The organism is Mesobacterium hydrothermale (assembly GCF_035818635.1).
Lineage (GTDB): Bacteria > Pseudomonadota > Alphaproteobacteria > Rhodobacterales > Rhodobacteraceae > Mesobacterium_A > Mesobacterium_A hydrothermale.
Map to the genome: position 1 here is coordinate 1 of NZ_JAYLLH010000023.1, position 14820 is coordinate 14820.

Genomic DNA, 14820 nt, shown 5'->3' on the forward strand with positions numbered 1-14820 from the left:
GTTTGGCGGGCAGACCCCAACGACATCATCGCCGCAAGAAATCGAGGGTTCCAAATGTTGGATTCAATCCACTAGATAAAGCCGCGCCAGCGCAGCAGAACGATCAGGGCGATGAACAGCACGATCAGGTTGAACGACAGCACGCCCAGGGTTTTCAGCACCTGATCCTTGCGGCGGTCCTTGACGTCAATGGCGGAAAGGTGGGCCTCGGCCCGTTCGAACGCGCGGGCGACTTTCTTGTCCGGCATCTGAAGCGCCAGCTTGGGGTTGCCTGCGGTCTGGGCGGTTTCAGCGACCAGCGCGATGTCGTTGCGCACACTGCGCGGCAGGCGGCGTCCGGCCTTGGCGGCGCGGCGTGCCAGGTCGCCCTCACCCAGGCCGAATTTCTGGGCCAGCAGCTTTTCCAGCCGGGCCACGCGTTTGCCCATTTCGTCGCTGTCGATCATCCGGGCAATCTATCGCCGCGCGCCGGGCGCTACAAGCGCTGGCAATGCCGCGCGCAGGTCGCTATGCAAGCGCCATGCTGAACACCATCGTCCATGGGCAGGCCAACGCCCTGCCGCCGCTTCTTATCGTGCACGGGCTTTACGGCTCGGCGCGCAACTGGGGTGTCATCGCCAAGCGCTTGAGCGACAACCGGCAAGTCATCGCCGTAGATCAGCGCAACCATGGTGACAGTGGCTGGACCGACAGCCACAGTTATCCCGACATGGCCGCCGACCTGGCCAAGGTGATCGAGGCCCACGGCGGGCGGGCGGATGTTCTGGGCCATTCCATGGGCGGCAAGGCTGCGATGGTGCTGGCGCTGACACGGCCCGCGCTGGTCAACAGCCTGCTGGTCGCCGACATCGCCCCGGTGGCCTATGGACACAGCCAGATCCAGTATATCCGGGCGATGCAGGCGGTGGACCTGTCCCGCGTCGAAAAACGGTCGGACGTTGTCGAGCAGTTGCGGGAAAGCGTGCCGGAGCCGACGTTGCAGTCGTTCTTTACCCAGTCGCTGGACCTGAAGGACAAGCGCTGGAAGCTGAACCTTGACCTGCTGGCACGCGAGATGCCCAAAATCCTGGGCTTTCCCGATGTGGCAGGCCAGTTCGACGGGCCGGTTCTGTTCCTGTCCGGCGCCGAGAGCGACTATGTCCGCCGCGAACACCGCGACCGGATCAAGGAATTGTTCCCGGCGGCGCGGTTCGCGAAAATCCCCGGTGCGGGCCACTGGCTGCACGCCGAGAAACCGCGCGAGTTCGAGGCGACGGTACGCGCGTGGCTTGAGGGCTGATCATTCAGCTTTTCGAAACCTGCCCGCCGTCTTCCAGCACCATCAATTCGCCGTCGAGCCACGGCAAAAGCCGCAGCGCGCGCGAAATCACAAGGTCTTCGATCAGGCTGCGCATGGTGCGGGCCACGTCACGCGGCACCACCTCGGCCCAATCCGGGCTGGCGTAGAGCGAAATGGTGCGGGCAAAGGGCGCAAATGGCAGCGGCAGGGCCTCGATCTCGTCATGGAACCGTTCCGCACGCATGTAGCCCAGCGGCGTGGTGACCGCCCAACCGACACCGCGCGCCACCAACTTCATCAACGACAGGTGCGCCCCGATTTCGAACCGTTCGGGAAAATCCAGCTTGTGGCGGTTCAGGTGTTTTTCGATCTGTCGCCCGATGAACTGGTCACGGTCATAGCGCAGCAGTGGCAGCGCCCGGGTGACCTCTGCCGCGCCGCCAGCATCGCGCAGCGCTGCGCGCGGGGCCACGAGGATAAAGGGATCACGCACAAGCCTGTGCTCCACAACGCCTTCTGGCGCGGTGCCGCCCGTGGCCGCCACCGCGATATCCAACCTGCCCGAGGTCATTTCCTCGGTAATCTCGTGGCTTGGAGCAGTGATCAGCTTGAATCGGCACTGTGTCATGCTTTCTGCCAGCATGGTCACAAGGCGTGGCGTCAGGTCATGGTCGAAATCGTCGATCACACCCAGGTTCAGCGTGCTGAGGTGGCTGAGGTCCATCACCGACAGTTCGTTCGTGGCCAATCGGAGCTGGCCCAACACGGTCTGAGTCCGCGCCAGAAAACTGCGCCCCGCCGGGGTCAGTTGCATCGGGCGGCGGCCATGATCCAGCAGATTGGTGCCCAGGGCGGCCTCGAGATTGCGCATTTGCTGGCTGACCGCAGGCTGGCTAAGACCGGTCAAATCCGCCGCCTGCGCAACCGTACCGGTCGCGGCAAGGGCTTCGAACACCTCCAGCCCCCGCAGGGTGACGCCTTTGATCAGCACCGGACTCACTCTTCGCAGTTTTGCTTTTTCTTAAACTGCCTACTGGTCCGGTCAACCCGGTTTCCCGTCGACACACCGAAAAACACCCCGCGCGCAAAAGCGCAGTCCGTGCTTTTGTCCTTGCAAAAGATTTCAGCGACTCAGTAGCCTTGGCACAGAACTTCGGCTTCCTCGGCGAAGGCCTTGTAGCGCTGCCAGAACGCTTCGTGCGAGGAATTGTCGGACTGACGGATTTCCTGCGCCTTGTGCGGGTCCTTGAAGAAGGTCGCGGCAAACCGCTGGTCGGCACCGCTGAGCGACCGGTTCGCCACGGTCTGCACACAGCCACACAAATCCCGGTTCGCAGCCTTGCGGTCGGCCTGAAGACATGCCGCCGAAATCGGTCCGCTGGAAAACCGCGTGACTCGGATATCTTCGCGCTTGGACCGCTTGCCGCCGCCGCAGCCCGCCAAAAGCGCCAACATTACCACGATGGTTACGTATTTCATCTGCCTCGCCTCGTTCCACAGGCTGCCGGACTGTTCCCGCCCGATTTTTCCTGCCGTATCTGCTCTTGTCCCCATGGTGACGCATCGGCGCGCCGATTTCAATTCACGAAGCGAACAGGTGCCGCAGCGCTAATTCTCGAACGGTTCATTCAGGTCGGGCCCCGCGGCGCGATTGGAATTCACCCTGGGGGCGACCCGGTGAAACGTCAGCATGTCATCGGCAGGGGCATGCATCAGCGTGGCCGCGCCATGCCCGGCCTCGCCCAGCCACAGCGCCCAGTCATCAGGCCGCAGGATCACCGGCATCCGATGATGAATCGCCTGCATCGGTTCGTTCGCCGCGGTGGTGACGATGGCACAGGTGCGAAACGACAGATCGCCTTGCGCCCAATCCTGCCAGACACCGGCAAAGACCAGCGGGCTGCCGTCACGGCTGTGAATATACCACGGCAGGCGATTGCCATCGGCGTCCTTGGTCCATTCATAGAATCCCGTGGCCGGGATCAGGCACCGCCGTTCACGGCAGGCGACGCGGAAGGCGGGCTTTTCCGCGATGGTTTCCGCTCGCGCGTTGATCAGCAGCGGCCCGCCATTCGGTGCCTTGTACCAATGCGGCAGAAACCCCCAGCGCAAGGCAGTCAACCTGCGCTGGCCATCGGCGGTCAGGACGGCGTGCACATCGTTCGTCGGACAGACGTTGTAGTTGGGCACGGACGGCAGATCGTTCGCAGGCTGTGCGGCAAACATCTGTGCCATGGCATCCGGTGGCAGGGTGACCGCGAAACGCCCACACATGGCCTAGACCTGCAACAGATTGGAATAGAGCATCAGCCCCCAGTCCACCAATTCGCGTTCCACCGGCCCCCAGAGCACCCCAAACCGCAACGGGTCCATACCGGTCGCCCGTGCCAGATCATTCAGGCTACGCCGCCCGTCGATGCCCGCGATCAACGGTGCGGCGTCCCTGGGCAAGGTCACGCGCGTCTTGACCCCGGAATGGGCAATGGGCAGCGGTTTGCCCTGCGCCACGGCCTGTGCCAACGCGCGCGCATGCACGCCGCGAAGATGCGGCCGCAACGTTCGGTTGCGGCCATGGGCCGGGGTGCGCGTGTCGCCCTCGGGCACGGCATAGGCGACATGCAGGCGCAGACAGCCACGCAGCTTTTCCGCAACTGCCATTTGCGTTGCGTCCGCCATGCCGTCTGGCACCGGGGCAATGCGTTTCAGATCATAGAGCGCCGGTGTCGCAAAGCTTTGCAGCCGCCAGCCGCTGCGCCCCAGCGTCGCCAGCAGATCGGCCACGTCATAGGCCTTGTCCTGACTGTGCAGCAGAAGGTCGTAGAACCCCGCGTCGCTTTCGCGGTGGTCACCCAAATTGGGATTGGTGCGGAACGGATGGCCCTCTGGCAGGGCCGCGACCAGTTCCTTTGCCTGCGCCAGCCGGTCCTGCGGGGGGACACCGTCGAACAAGGCACCAAACGCCTCTTGCAAGGGATAGACGCCCGACCGGCCGTATGGCGCATAGACCATGAAGCCCAACGCCCCGCCTTCTGCCAAGGCACCGCGCAGCGCGGCGAACCCCGCATCGGGGTCTGGCAGGTGGTGCAGCACCCCGCAACAGTCGATATAGTCGAACCGGCCCAGTTCTGGCGCGTCCAGCAGGCTGCCAGTGACAAAGGTGATCCCCGTCAAGCCACGCGCCTTGGCACGTGCCTCTGCAACCTTGCGGGCGCTTTTGGACAAATCGACATAGGTGATGTCATACGGTCGGCCTGCGCTGGTCAGCACCTGCGCCAACTGGATCAGCCCGTCACCTGTCCCGCCGCCGGCCACCAGCGCGCACAACGGCCGCGACCAGTCGCGCTGACCGCCAAAACAGAAATGGTCAATCTCCAGCGGATGAGACGGAGAGCCGGCGATCAACCGCTTGGCTTCGTCCGCGGGGTCGCGTTCGGGATAGGGGTATACCTCGTACTGCTCCTTGACGCCGACCATGCTGCCCTCTTTGTCCGTACCCGTTACGGACTGCCCGGGCAGCGGCCCCGGGTCAAGCCCACGAAACAGAAACACGGGGCAATACCGGCCCTAGCCCTTGCGGGCAAGTTCGATCCGGGCCTGCAGCATCGACATGTCTTTCAGAATCCGCGCCCGTTCGGTGCGGTCGCCGGTCTCGCGCAGTTCGACGCGCAGCTTTCCCAGTTCCCGGGACAGTGACACGAATTCCGGTACCGCGCCGTTTTCCCTGAGAATGCGGTTCAGCACGGCGTTTTCCGGGTCGTCGCAGGCCGACAACGGTTTGCCCGCCCCGGGCAGGTTGTCGAATTCGCCTTCGGCCTCGGCCTTGGCGATCTTGGCGTTGATCAGGTCGATCAGGGGATGATCCATGGCAAACTGTTCCGTCAAACGCCTTGACCGGCGCATATCCCCGACGAAACTATCGCAAACCGCCATATGTGAAAAGGATTGCCCATGCTGACCGGAACCTGCCTGTGCGGCGCTGTCACCTGGACGTTTGACGGGACACCCCCCGACGCCACCGCCTGCAACTGCACCGCGTGCCGCCGCTATGGCACGCTTTGGGCCTATGACTGGGACGGCGGCGTGATCGCGGTGCACGGGCCGGTCAAACCCTGGGCCCGCGCCAACAAGGAACCATCGCTTGATTTCCTGTTCTGCCCGACCTGTGGCTGCCTCGCCGCCTGTCAAGGGCGAAGGGCGAACGACGCCGGGCACCGCCCCATCGCGGTCAACCTGCGGCTGGCCGACGATCCGGGCGCGGTTGCAGAGATTCCGCTGTTGCGCTTTGACGGCCTGCACAGTTTCGAAGACATCGACCCGATGGAACGCCACGTAAAGGACCTGTGGTTCTGAAATTCACGCGATAGGCGCGACCGAATCCCTTGCCAACGCCGTGAAAGCTTTCGGGAGGACAGGAAACCTCAAGGAACCGAAAGCGATGAATTTGAACCTGCGCAAATGGGCCACCCCGCTGACTGCGGCCACCTTTCTGATCACCGGGGTAACCGGGATCGTGTTGTTCTTCCATGCCGGCGGAACACTCAGCCGTGTCGCGCATGAATGGATCGGCATGGCCGTGATGGTCGTGTTCCTGTTCCACATGGCGCTGAACTGGCGCGCCTTCACCTGCTATGTCAAACGCCCGCTGGCTGCTGCGATCATGGGCCTGGGGGTGCTGGCCACGGTCCTGACGTCTGTGCCGCTGGGCGGTGGCGGCAGCGGCTTTGACCCGCGCATCGCTTTTGGCGCGATGCAGGGCGCCAGGCTGGAAACGCTCGCCGACCTGGCCGGCAAGACGCCGGACGCACTGCGCGCGCAATTGCAGGCAGGCGGGTTCGACACCCAAAACGGTGCCCAGACGGTCACCGACCTCAGCGGCGGCGACCGGGACCGCGCCATGCAGGTGTTGGCCGTGGCCTTTGCAAAGGCGCCCTGACGGTGGGTAAATCAAAAAGGCGCGGCCCTTTTTCCGGGGCCGCGCCTTGGGACGATCGCGCAAGGCGGAGGGCTCTGCCCCCCGCACCCCCCGAGGTATTTGGAAAACCAAAGACCAGGGGAGCCGCGTTACTTCATCGTGATGCGGCCATCTGTATAGGGCTTGTAGGGCGCGTTCACCGCAAGGTATTCCGCCGTCACATCGGCCAGGTCGGGACCGTAGTCATAGACGTTCATGGCATCGCGGAACATCTTGTAGCCGTCGCCGCCGTTGCGGACGTAGTTGTTGGACACCACGCCATAGGTCGCTGCCGGGTCGATCGGCGCACCACCGACCATCACGTCGGAAATCCGGCTGCCGGGGGCGTTGCCCGCGGTCACCGTGAAGGAAATGCCGGCCACCTGCGGGAAGCGGCCCGCGCCTTCCTCGATCTGGCTGACGCCGTTTTCAAGCGCGTCGATGATGGTCTGACCGGTCACCTGGAAGGTCGACAGCGTGTTCTGGAACGGCAAGACCGTCAGGACTTCGCCCATGGTCACGTCGCCCGCGTCGATCGAGGCACGCAGGCCACCGCCATTGGCGATGGCGATCTGAATGCCCTGCTCCTTGACCCGTGCCAGCATCGCGTCGGCCACAAGGTTGCCCATCGGACATTCCATCGCACGGCAAACATCGCGCGAGCCGTCGATCGCGTCGGCGGCGCTGGCCACGACTTTCTGGCGGATTTCCTCGAGCGGCTGAGCGGCTTCGGCGATGCGCGCCTTGGTCGCCTCGTCTTCGTGCACTGCGGCATCCATCAGCAGCGGCTGGCCCTTGGCCTCGACGATTTCACCGGCATCGTTGAAAGTCACGTTCAACTCGCCCAGGAACTTGCCATAGGCATAAGCCGACAGGATCGCGGTGTTGTTCACCATCGTCGGATACGGCCCTTCGGCCCCGTCCATGTCACCCAGCAGGGTGTTGGTATGGCCGCCCACGATCACGTCAACGCCGGTGGTTTCCGCAGCAACACGCTTGTCCACGGCATAGCCCGAATGCGACAGCACGATGATCTTGTTGACGCCCTCGGCGGTCAGCTTGTCGACCTCGCCCTGCACCGCGTCAACCGGATCGGTGAAAATGACGTTCGGGCCCGGGCTGGCCAGTTCGTCGGTGTCCTGCGGGGTCAGGCCGATCAGGCCCAGCTTTTCACCGCCACGTTCGATCACGGTCGATTTCAGCAGCTTGTCCTTCAGCAGTTCCTCGCCGCTGAAGTCTGCGTTCGACATCAGCACCGGGAAGGTGACCGCATCCATGAAGCCGCGCAGGACCTCGGGGCCGTCGTCGAATTCGTGGTTGCCCACGGTCATCGCGTCATAGCCCATCTTGTTCATCATCTCGGCGGCAAGCTTGCCCTTGTAATAGGTATAAAAGAGCGTTCCCTGAAACTGATCGCCGCCATCGAAAAGGACCGAGTTGTTCGACCGTGCCCGCGCTTCGGTGATTGCGGTCATCAGGCGGGCAGAGCCGCCGAAGCATTTGCCTTCGGCGTTCGAGTCTTCGGAACAGCCGGAATCATATTTGCTGATCGGCTCGAACCGGGCGTGGAAATCATTGGTGTGCAGAATGGTCAGCGAATAGTCGGCACTTGCGACACCTGCGGAAAGCGCCAATGCAGCCGCGCTGCCAAGGAGGCGGATAAACATGAGAATCCTCTCTGTCGGTTTTTGTTATCGGGCAATCGTGCAATGGGTTGGGCGGCAAGTCAAAGCTTCGCGCAACGTCACGTGACCCCCTGTTGGGTTGTAGCCCGCTTTCGTGCATGTTTTTTGAAACACCGGGTGTCGTCGACCGAACGCAGCGCGAGAGTCGCTTGACGCATTGCCCGACAGGCGGCATCTGGACGCCATGCTGATCTATAAAATCCTTCGTGGCCCGGAATGGGCCGATCTTCAGGCCCGGGGCGAAACCCCCGGCGCCCCGGTCGATGTGGCCGACGGTTTCGTGCATTTCTCGACCGCCACTCAGGCCGCCGAAACCGCCGCGAAACATTTCGCCGGGGCCGAGGGGCTGGTCCTTCTGGCGCTGGACAGCGATACGCTGGGCGACGGGCTGAAGTGGGAACCGTCGCGCGGTGGCGCGCTGTTCCCCCATCTCTACGGACCTTTGCGGCTGGCCGACGTACTGTGGCACACGCCTCTACCGCTGGGGGCCGACGGCCACATCTTCCCGGATGACATGACATGAGCCTGATCGAACGCGCGGGGCTGGCCCTGCTGCACAAGGTGGACCCCGAAACCGCGCATGGCCTTGCCCTCAAGGCCCTGCAACTGGGTGTCGCCCCGGCGCCGGGGCTCGTCACCTCCGACCGGCTGCGCACGCAGGTGGCCGGGCTGTCCCTGCCCAACCCTATCGGGCTGGCCGCCGGGTTCGACAAGAACGCAACCGCGCTCTTGGGGCTCAGCCGCGCAGGTTTCGGCTTTTTCGAGGTCGGCGCCGCCACCCCGCGCCCGCAACCCGGCAACCCGCGCCCGCGGCTCTTCCGCCTGACCGAAGACCAGGCCGCGATCAACCGCTTCGGCTTCAACAACGACGGGATGGAGGCGATCGCCCGGCGGCTGGCCCTGCGCCCGCGCGACGCGGTGATCGGTCTGAACCTTGGCGCCAACAAGGACAGCGCCGACCGCGCCGCCGACTTCGCCACCGTGCTCGCCCGCTGCGGTCGGAACCTTGACTTCGCCACGGTGAACGTCTCCAGCCCCAACACCGAAAAGCTGCGCGACCTGCAGGGCAAAGCGGCGCTTTCGGCGCTGCTGGCCGGGGTCATGGCCGCCAACGCGGGCCTCGACACCCCGATCCCGGTTTTCCTGAAGATCGCCCCGGACCTAGACGACCAGGGTCTGGCCGACGTGGCCGAGGTCGCGCGCGCCTCAGGCGTCGCCGGTGTCATCGCCACCAACACCACCCTGTCGCGCACCGGCCTGCAATCGGTGCACCGTGACCAGGCGGGCGGCCTCTCCGGCCAGCCGCTGTTCGAAAAATCCACCCGCGTCCTCGCCCGCCTGTCGGACCTGACCGAAGGCCAGTTGCCCCTGATCGGCGTGGGCGGGGTCAGCTCGGCCGAACAGGCCTATGCCAAGATCCGCGCCGGCGCCAGCGCGGTGCAGCTCTATACCGCTCTTGTCTACAAGGGCCTGTCACTTGCCGCCGACATCGCCCGCGGGCTTGACCGCCTGCTCGCCCGCGACGGGTTCGCGCAGGTGGCCGATGCCGTCGGCACCGGGAAAGAGGACTGGCGATGATCACCATCTGGCACAACCCGCGCTGTTCGAAATCGCGTCAGGCGCTGACCCTGCTGCAAGACAGCGGCGCCAACATCACCATCCGCAAATACCTCGAAGACGCGCCCACGCTCGATGACCTCCGCGCCGCGCAGGCCGCGCTCGGCCTGCCCGTCATCGACATGATGCGCCCGAAAGAGCCCGAATTCCGCGATCGGGGCCTCTCCCGTGACATGGACGACGCAACGCTGCTGCGCGCCATGGCCGAAACCCCAAAACTGATCGAACGCCCGATCGTCTTCCGGGACGGCAAGGCCCTGATCGCCCGCCCGCCGGAACGGGTGCGGGACCTCCTCTGACCCTTTCATCTTTCCGCAAAATACTCCCGGGGTGAATTTGCCGGAACGGCAAAGATGGGGCAGCGCCCCCTCTCCCCGGTCCGGGCAAGGCCCGGACCAATCCTGTGCGCGCGCCGAAGGCGCGGGCTCGTTCAGATCACGCCGCCTTGGACGCGGGCGCGAACCGACCGTAAAAGCTCTGCCCCTTCTCGGCCATCTCCCGCAGCAGTGGCGGGCAGGCGAAGCGGTCACCAAAGGCCTCGGTCAGCTGGTCGCAGCGCTCCGCCGCATAGGGCGCGCCGATCATGTCCAGCCAGCTCAGCGGGCCACCGGACCACGGCGCAAACCCCCAGCCCAGGATCGCGCCGACGTCGCCTTCGCGAATGTCCATCAGCACGCCTTCCTCCAGCGCGCGCACCGCCTCAAGCGACTGCACGAACAGCAGCCGGTGCTGCACGTCGATCAGGCTCGGCTGATCGTCCGACTGCGGGTACTGCGCCTGTACGGTTGTGCTCAGGCCCGTGCGCTTGCCTGCCGCGTCGTAGTCATAAAAGCCCGCCTTCGCCTTGCGGCCCAGCCGCCCCTGCGCTTCCATCCAGAAGATGACCTCGTCGACCGCGCCGTCGGGATAGGCATCGCCCATCGCCGCCTTCGTGGCCCGTGCGATCTTGGCACCCAGATCGATGCTGGTCTCGTCCACCAGCTGCAGCGGCCCCAGCGGCATACCCAGCATCTTGGCGGCATTTTCGATCAGCGCGGGGGCCACGCCCTCAGCCACCATGCGGATGCCTTCGTTGATGTAGGGAATGATGCAGCGGTTTGCATAGAAGAACCGCGCGTCGTTCACAACGATCGGCGTCTTGCGGATCTGGCGCACGAAATCCAGCGCCTTGGCCACCGCGCGGTCACCGGTTTGCTTGCCCTTGATGATCTCGACCAGCAGCATCTTTTCCACCGGGCTGAAGAAATGAATGCCGATGAACTGCTCGGGACGTTTGCTGGCCTTGGCCAGCCCGGTGATCGGCAGGGTCGAGGTGTTCGACGCAAAGATGCAGTCCTCGCCGATCACCGCCTCGACCGCAGCGGTCACCTCGGCCTTGATCTTGGGGTCCTCGAACACCGCCTCGATGATCAGGTCACAGCCTGCCAGGTCATTGTAATCCGCGGTCGCCGTGATCCGGTCCAGCATTGCCTCTTTCTTCTCGGGCGTGGCCTTCTTGCGGGCGATGCCCTTGTCCATGTAGCTGGCGGTATAGGCCTTGCCACGTTCCGCCGCCGCGATATCGCGATCCAGCAGAACCACGTCGATTCCCGCCTGCGCGCTGACCAGCGCGATGCCCGCGCCCATCATGCCCGCGCCCAGCACACCCAGCTTCTGCACCCGTTGGTCGGCCACGTCGGCAGGTCGCACCGCGCCTTTTTCCAGCGCTTCCTTGTTGACGAACAGCGACCGGATCATCGCGCTTGACGACGGGTTTATCAGGACATTGGTGAACCAGCGCGCCTCGATCCGCAGCGCGGTGTCGAAATCGACCAGCGCGCCTTCATAAACCGCCGACAACAGCGCCTTGGCCGCCGGGAACACCCCATGGGTCTTGCCGTTGACCATGGCCGAGGCACCCACGAAGGTCATGAACCCTGCCGGATGGTACGGTGCCCCGCCCGGCATCTTGTAGCCCTTGGCGTCCCAGGGTTTCACCAGGTCGGCGTCCTTGGCACTCAGTACCCAGTCGCGCGCGGCGGCCATCGGGTCTTCGCTGACCTCGTCGATGATGCCGGCTGCCTTGGCCTTTTTCGGATCCGACAGCTTGCCTTCCAGCAGGAAGGGCGATGCGCCCATCGCGCCCAGCTTGCGCACCAGCCGCGTGGTGCCGCCCGCGCCGGGGAAGATGCCGACCATGATTTCCGGCAGGCCGATCTTGGCCTTGGGATTGTCGGCGGCAAAGATGCGGTGACAGGACAGCGGGATTTCCAGACCGATGCCCAGCGCGGTGCCCGGCAGAACGGCGGCGATCGGCTTGCCGCCCTTCTTGGTTTTGGGGTCCATCCCGGCCAGTTCGATCTTCCGCAGGATGCCATGGGTGCGCATGATGCCTTCGAACAGGCCGCGCGCCGGTTCGTCACCTGCATCTTCCTTCATCTTGGCCAGAACGTTCAGGTCCATGCCCCCGGCAAAGCTGTCCGGCTTGCCCGAGGTCAGGATCACGCCCTTGACGGCGTCGTCCGCAAGCGCCTGATCGATCAGGCTGTCGAGCAGTTGAAACGCCTCAAGGCTCATCACGTTCATCGACTTGCCGGGGGTGTCCCAGACGAGGGTGGCAATGCCGTCGGCATCGGTGGACATCGTGAAATCTGTCATCTTGGTCTCCAGGTCGGGTGCCCATGCGGACCTTGCCGGCAGGGCAGTTCGTTTCATAGGTCGCAGGCGCCCGGAACCAAGCGGGCGCCGCGGATCATTCCTTGCCGGCTCTTGTCCGGCTTGCGATCTCGGATTTCTGGCCGCGGGCCATGTCATCGCAGATGATCGGGAAGGCCGCGTTGCAGGCCGTGGATTCAATCCGCGTGCCTTTCCACTGGCCGTCGATCAGCAACAGCGTCATGTCGTTCCAGTAAGGGGCCATGATCTGCTCGCCTTCGCGCAGGATATACGTCACATGGCGCCCCGCCAGCGTCTGGCGGTCCTTGTCCAGGAACACCGCGTCCTTGCAGACCCGGTGATATTCCTGCGCCCCCAACCGTCCGAGATGGTCTCGGAAGTCGTTCATCGCGATTTCCATTTCGAGCGCCGAGCTCAGCACGATCTCACGATCCGCGGTCAACATCATGTTGGGGATGGCCAGGTGTCGCAACATCAGTTCCAGGTCCCGAGTCCACAGCGCGCGGGTCACCGCATCAAGATTTGCCTGATAGATGTCGCGCGCCGTGGCCATGGATCAAACCCTTTCAATGATGGTCGCCGCCCCCATCCCGCTTGCAATGCACAACGTGGCCAGGCCGGTGCCCTTCCCGCTGCGTTCCAGTTCGTCCAGCAGCGTACCGATAATGATCGCGCCGGTGGCCCCAAGCGGATGCCCCATCGCAATCGACCCACCGTTAACGTTAACGCGGTCGGCATCGACGTCAAATGCCTGCATGAAGCGCAGCACGACCGAGGCGAATGCCTCGTTCACCTCGAAAAGGTCGATGTCAGAAATCGCCATGCCACTGTCTGCCAGGATCTTTTGTGTCACCGGCACGGGACCGGTCAGCATGATGGTTGGATCGGTGCCGATCTTTGCGGTGGCCTTGATCCGGGCGCGCGGCTTAAGCCCCCATTTTTCACCGAATTCCTTGTTGCCGATCAGGATCCCGGCAGAGCCATCGACGATGCCCGAGGAATTGCCGGCGTGGTGGATGTGGTTGATCCGCTCAAGATGCGGATATTTCATCAACGCCACCTTGTCGAAGCCCGGCATGACCTCACCCATGTCCTTGAAACTGGGCTTGAGCGCACCCAGCCCCTGCATGTCGGTGCCCGGACGTATGAATTCGTCATGGTCCAGGATCGCCAGCCCGTTGACGTCGCGCACGGTGACAATGGATTTGTCGAACCGCCGGTCGTCCCAGGCCGCCTTGGCCCGGCGCTGCGATTCCACCGCCAGCGCATCGGCGTCGTCGCGGGTGAACCCATACTCGGTCGCGATCAGGTCGGCAGAAATGCCCTGCGGCACGAAATAGGTCTCCATTGCGATGCTGGGGTCCACGGCAATCGCCGCCCCGTCGCTGCCCATGGGCACCCGGCCCATCATTTCCACGCCACCGGCGATATAGGCATCACCCGCACCGCCCTTGACCTGGTTCGCGGCCAGGTTCACCGCCTCCATGCCACTGGCGCAGAACCGGTTGATCGCCAGCCCGGGAATGGCTTGATCGAGGTCCGAAGCCAGAACCGCGGTACGTGCCAGGCAGCCCCCCTGTTCGCCCACCTGGGTGACATTGCCCCAGATCACATCCTCTACCGCATGGCCTTCCAGCCCGTTGCGATCCTTCAGCGCGTTCAGCACCTGTGTGGACAACCGCACCGCGGTCACCTCTTGCAGGCTGCCGTCCTTGCGGCCCTTGCCACGCGGCGTGCGCACGGCGTCATAGATATAGGCATCTGTCATGGTCGTCTCCTTCAGGCCCGGTCCGACGGGTTTCCGGGCATCAGATCGTAGGGGTGTTTCCACCCCGGGGTGTTCTGGATGTTGCTCAGCCAGCGGTCGATATGCGCCCACTCGGCACGGTCAAAGCCAAACGGCTCTGGATAATAGAGGTAAGCACAGCACGACAGGTCGGCGTTGCTCAGACCGTCCCCGACAATCCAGTCGCGTCCCTCGAGGTGGCTGTTCAGCACGTGATAGGTCGCCTTCAACCGCCCCTGGCAAAAGGCGATCACGTCGGCGTTGCGATGCTTCTCGGGCAGGAAATTCATCAGGAACCGCGTCATCCCCGCCATCGAGGACAGCTTGTGATTGTCCCACAACACCCAACGCAGCACCTCGTACTTGTCCTCGGGCGCCCCCCCGAACTTGCCAGTCCTGTCGGTGATCCACTGCTGGATCGCACCCGATTGCGACAGCCTGAACTCACCATCGACCAGCAGGGGCGCCTCGCCCATCACGTTTTCCGCGCGGAATTCCGGGGTGCGCGACGCGCCATTGAAGAAGTCGACGAACACCGGCTCCCAGTCGAGCCCCGAAAGCTCCAGCGCCAGCGCCGCCTTGTAGGAATTTCCGGATTCCCCGAAGCAATGAAGTTTGATGGTCATGTCAGAGGCCTCACGTTTCATTTGTGACGAGGGCGCACGCGGGGGATTTTGCATCCCCCGCACCCCCTGCAGGATATTTGCAGCAAGATGATGGGAAAGGACTGCTTTGGTTACCGGTTGTTAACACTGCCTCGGCCAGATTGGTGCCACGGTACAGGCTGGGAAGCCGATGACCGTGCAAGGTGATGGCCCACCGGTCCGCCCGCAAGGGTAAACCCCGA

The 14820-nt window shown here is 64.0% G+C and carries 17 protein-coding genes; 6 read left to right on the top strand and 11 right to left on the bottom strand.

Going from position 1 to position 14820, the window contains the following annotated elements; translation table 11 throughout:
* Nucleotides 1–71 precede the first annotated feature (71 nt).
* A complete protein-coding gene (locus tag VK792_RS14315) occupies nucleotides 72–446 on the bottom strand; it encodes a hypothetical protein (protein WP_326298266.1) in 375 nt (124 codons plus the stop codon).
* A gap of 74 nt (nucleotides 447–520) precedes the next feature.
* Here VK792_RS14315 and VK792_RS14320 point away from each other — a divergent pair, with 74 nt between their 5' ends.
* Nucleotides 521–1279 (top strand): alpha/beta fold hydrolase, encoded by a 759-nt coding sequence (locus VK792_RS14320; RefSeq protein ID WP_326298267.1) that lies wholly within the window; start codon nucleotides 521–523, stop codon nucleotides 1277–1279.
* A gap of 4 nt (nucleotides 1280–1283) precedes the next feature.
* Here the strand turns inward: VK792_RS14320 and VK792_RS14325 are convergent, their stop codons facing one another.
* From VK792_RS14325 to VK792_RS14345, 5 genes are all read right to left on the bottom strand, one after another.
* Nucleotides 1284–2270: a LysR family transcriptional regulator gene (locus VK792_RS14325; RefSeq protein WP_326298268.1), complete on the bottom strand. Its 987-nt coding sequence runs from the start codon at nucleotides 2268–2270 to the stop codon at nucleotides 1284–1286.
* A 140-nt stretch (nucleotides 2271–2410) separates the two neighbouring features.
* Nucleotides 2411–2758 (bottom strand): hypothetical protein, encoded by a 348-nt coding sequence (locus VK792_RS14330; protein ID WP_326298269.1) that lies wholly within the window; start codon nucleotides 2756–2758, stop codon nucleotides 2411–2413.
* A 129-nt stretch (nucleotides 2759–2887) separates the two neighbouring features.
* On the bottom strand, nucleotides 2888–3553 hold the full coding sequence (locus VK792_RS14335; protein WP_326298270.1) for an SOS response-associated peptidase: 666 nt from the start codon (nucleotides 3551–3553) through the stop codon (nucleotides 2888–2890).
* A 3-nt stretch (nucleotides 3554–3556) separates the two neighbouring features.
* Nucleotides 3557–4753 carry a class I SAM-dependent methyltransferase gene (locus VK792_RS14340; protein ID WP_326298272.1) on the bottom strand — a complete coding sequence of 399 codons (1197 nt, stop codon included), beginning with the start codon at nucleotides 4751–4753 and terminating at the stop codon, nucleotides 3557–3559.
* Between the two features lie 90 nt (nucleotides 4754–4843).
* Nucleotides 4844–5143, bottom strand: a complete 300-nt coding sequence (locus tag VK792_RS14345; RefSeq protein WP_326298273.1) for a DnaJ family domain-containing protein — start codon at nucleotides 5141–5143, stop codon at nucleotides 4844–4846.
* Nucleotides 5144–5227: 84 nt separating this feature from the next.
* On the opposite strand from VK792_RS14345, the gene VK792_RS14350 reads away from it, so the two are divergent.
* The gene (locus tag VK792_RS14350) at nucleotides 5228–5629 is read left to right on the top strand and encodes a GFA family protein (protein WP_326298275.1); all 402 of its coding nucleotides are present in this window, start codon (nucleotides 5228–5230) and stop codon (nucleotides 5627–5629) included.
* Nucleotides 5630–5714: 85 nt separating this feature from the next.
* The gene (locus tag VK792_RS14355; protein WP_326298276.1) at nucleotides 5715–6212 is read left to right on the top strand and encodes a DUF4405 domain-containing protein; all 498 of its coding nucleotides are present in this window, start codon (nucleotides 5715–5717) and stop codon (nucleotides 6210–6212) included.
* 128 nt (nucleotides 6213–6340) lie between these two features.
* On the opposite strand, the gene VK792_RS14360 is transcribed toward VK792_RS14355, so the two are convergent.
* Nucleotides 6341–7897 (bottom strand): bifunctional metallophosphatase/5'-nucleotidase, encoded by a 1557-nt coding sequence (locus tag VK792_RS14360; protein ID WP_326298277.1) that lies wholly within the window; start codon nucleotides 7895–7897, stop codon nucleotides 6341–6343.
* 202 nt (nucleotides 7898–8099) lie between these two features.
* Here VK792_RS14360 and VK792_RS14365 point away from each other — a divergent pair, with 202 nt between their 5' ends.
* From VK792_RS14365 to arsC, 3 genes are read left to right on the top strand one after another with little or no spacing between them, the layout of a single operon-like run.
* Complete coding sequence (locus VK792_RS14365; protein ID WP_326298279.1) at nucleotides 8100–8438, top strand: DUF952 domain-containing protein; 339 nt, start codon at nucleotides 8100–8102, stop codon at nucleotides 8436–8438.
* A complete protein-coding gene (locus VK792_RS14370; RefSeq protein ID WP_326298280.1) occupies nucleotides 8435–9493 on the top strand; it encodes a quinone-dependent dihydroorotate dehydrogenase in 1059 nt (352 codons plus the stop codon). The genes VK792_RS14365 and VK792_RS14370 overlap by 4 nt, the downstream gene beginning before the upstream one ends.
* Nucleotides 9490–9831, top strand: coding sequence for an arsenate reductase (glutaredoxin) (gene arsC, locus VK792_RS14375; RefSeq protein WP_326298282.1), 342 nt, complete (start codon nucleotides 9490–9492; stop codon nucleotides 9829–9831). The genes VK792_RS14370 and arsC overlap by 4 nt, the downstream gene beginning before the upstream one ends.
* A gap of 136 nt (nucleotides 9832–9967) precedes the next feature.
* Here arsC and VK792_RS14380 read toward each other — a convergent pair whose 3' ends face one another.
* The 4 genes from VK792_RS14380 to VK792_RS14395 all read right to left on the bottom strand — a co-directional run bounded on the left by VK792_RS14380 (nucleotide 9968) and on the right by VK792_RS14395 (nucleotide 14599).
* Nucleotides 9968–12169 (bottom strand): 3-hydroxyacyl-CoA dehydrogenase NAD-binding domain-containing protein, encoded by a 2202-nt coding sequence (locus VK792_RS14380; RefSeq protein ID WP_326298284.1) that lies wholly within the window; start codon nucleotides 12167–12169, stop codon nucleotides 9968–9970.
* 94 nt (nucleotides 12170–12263) lie between these two features.
* Nucleotides 12264–12740, bottom strand: coding sequence for a hypothetical protein (locus VK792_RS14385; RefSeq protein ID WP_326298285.1), 477 nt, complete (start codon nucleotides 12738–12740; stop codon nucleotides 12264–12266).
* Nucleotides 12741–12743: 3 nt separating this feature from the next.
* The gene (locus tag VK792_RS14390; RefSeq protein WP_326298286.1) at nucleotides 12744–13955 is read right to left on the bottom strand and encodes an acetyl-CoA C-acetyltransferase; all 1212 of its coding nucleotides are present in this window, start codon (nucleotides 13953–13955) and stop codon (nucleotides 12744–12746) included.
* Between the two features lie 11 nt (nucleotides 13956–13966).
* Nucleotides 13967–14599, bottom strand: coding sequence for a glutathione S-transferase family protein (locus tag VK792_RS14395; protein ID WP_326298288.1), 633 nt, complete (start codon nucleotides 14597–14599; stop codon nucleotides 13967–13969).
* Nucleotides 14600–14820: the final 221 nt, after the last annotated feature.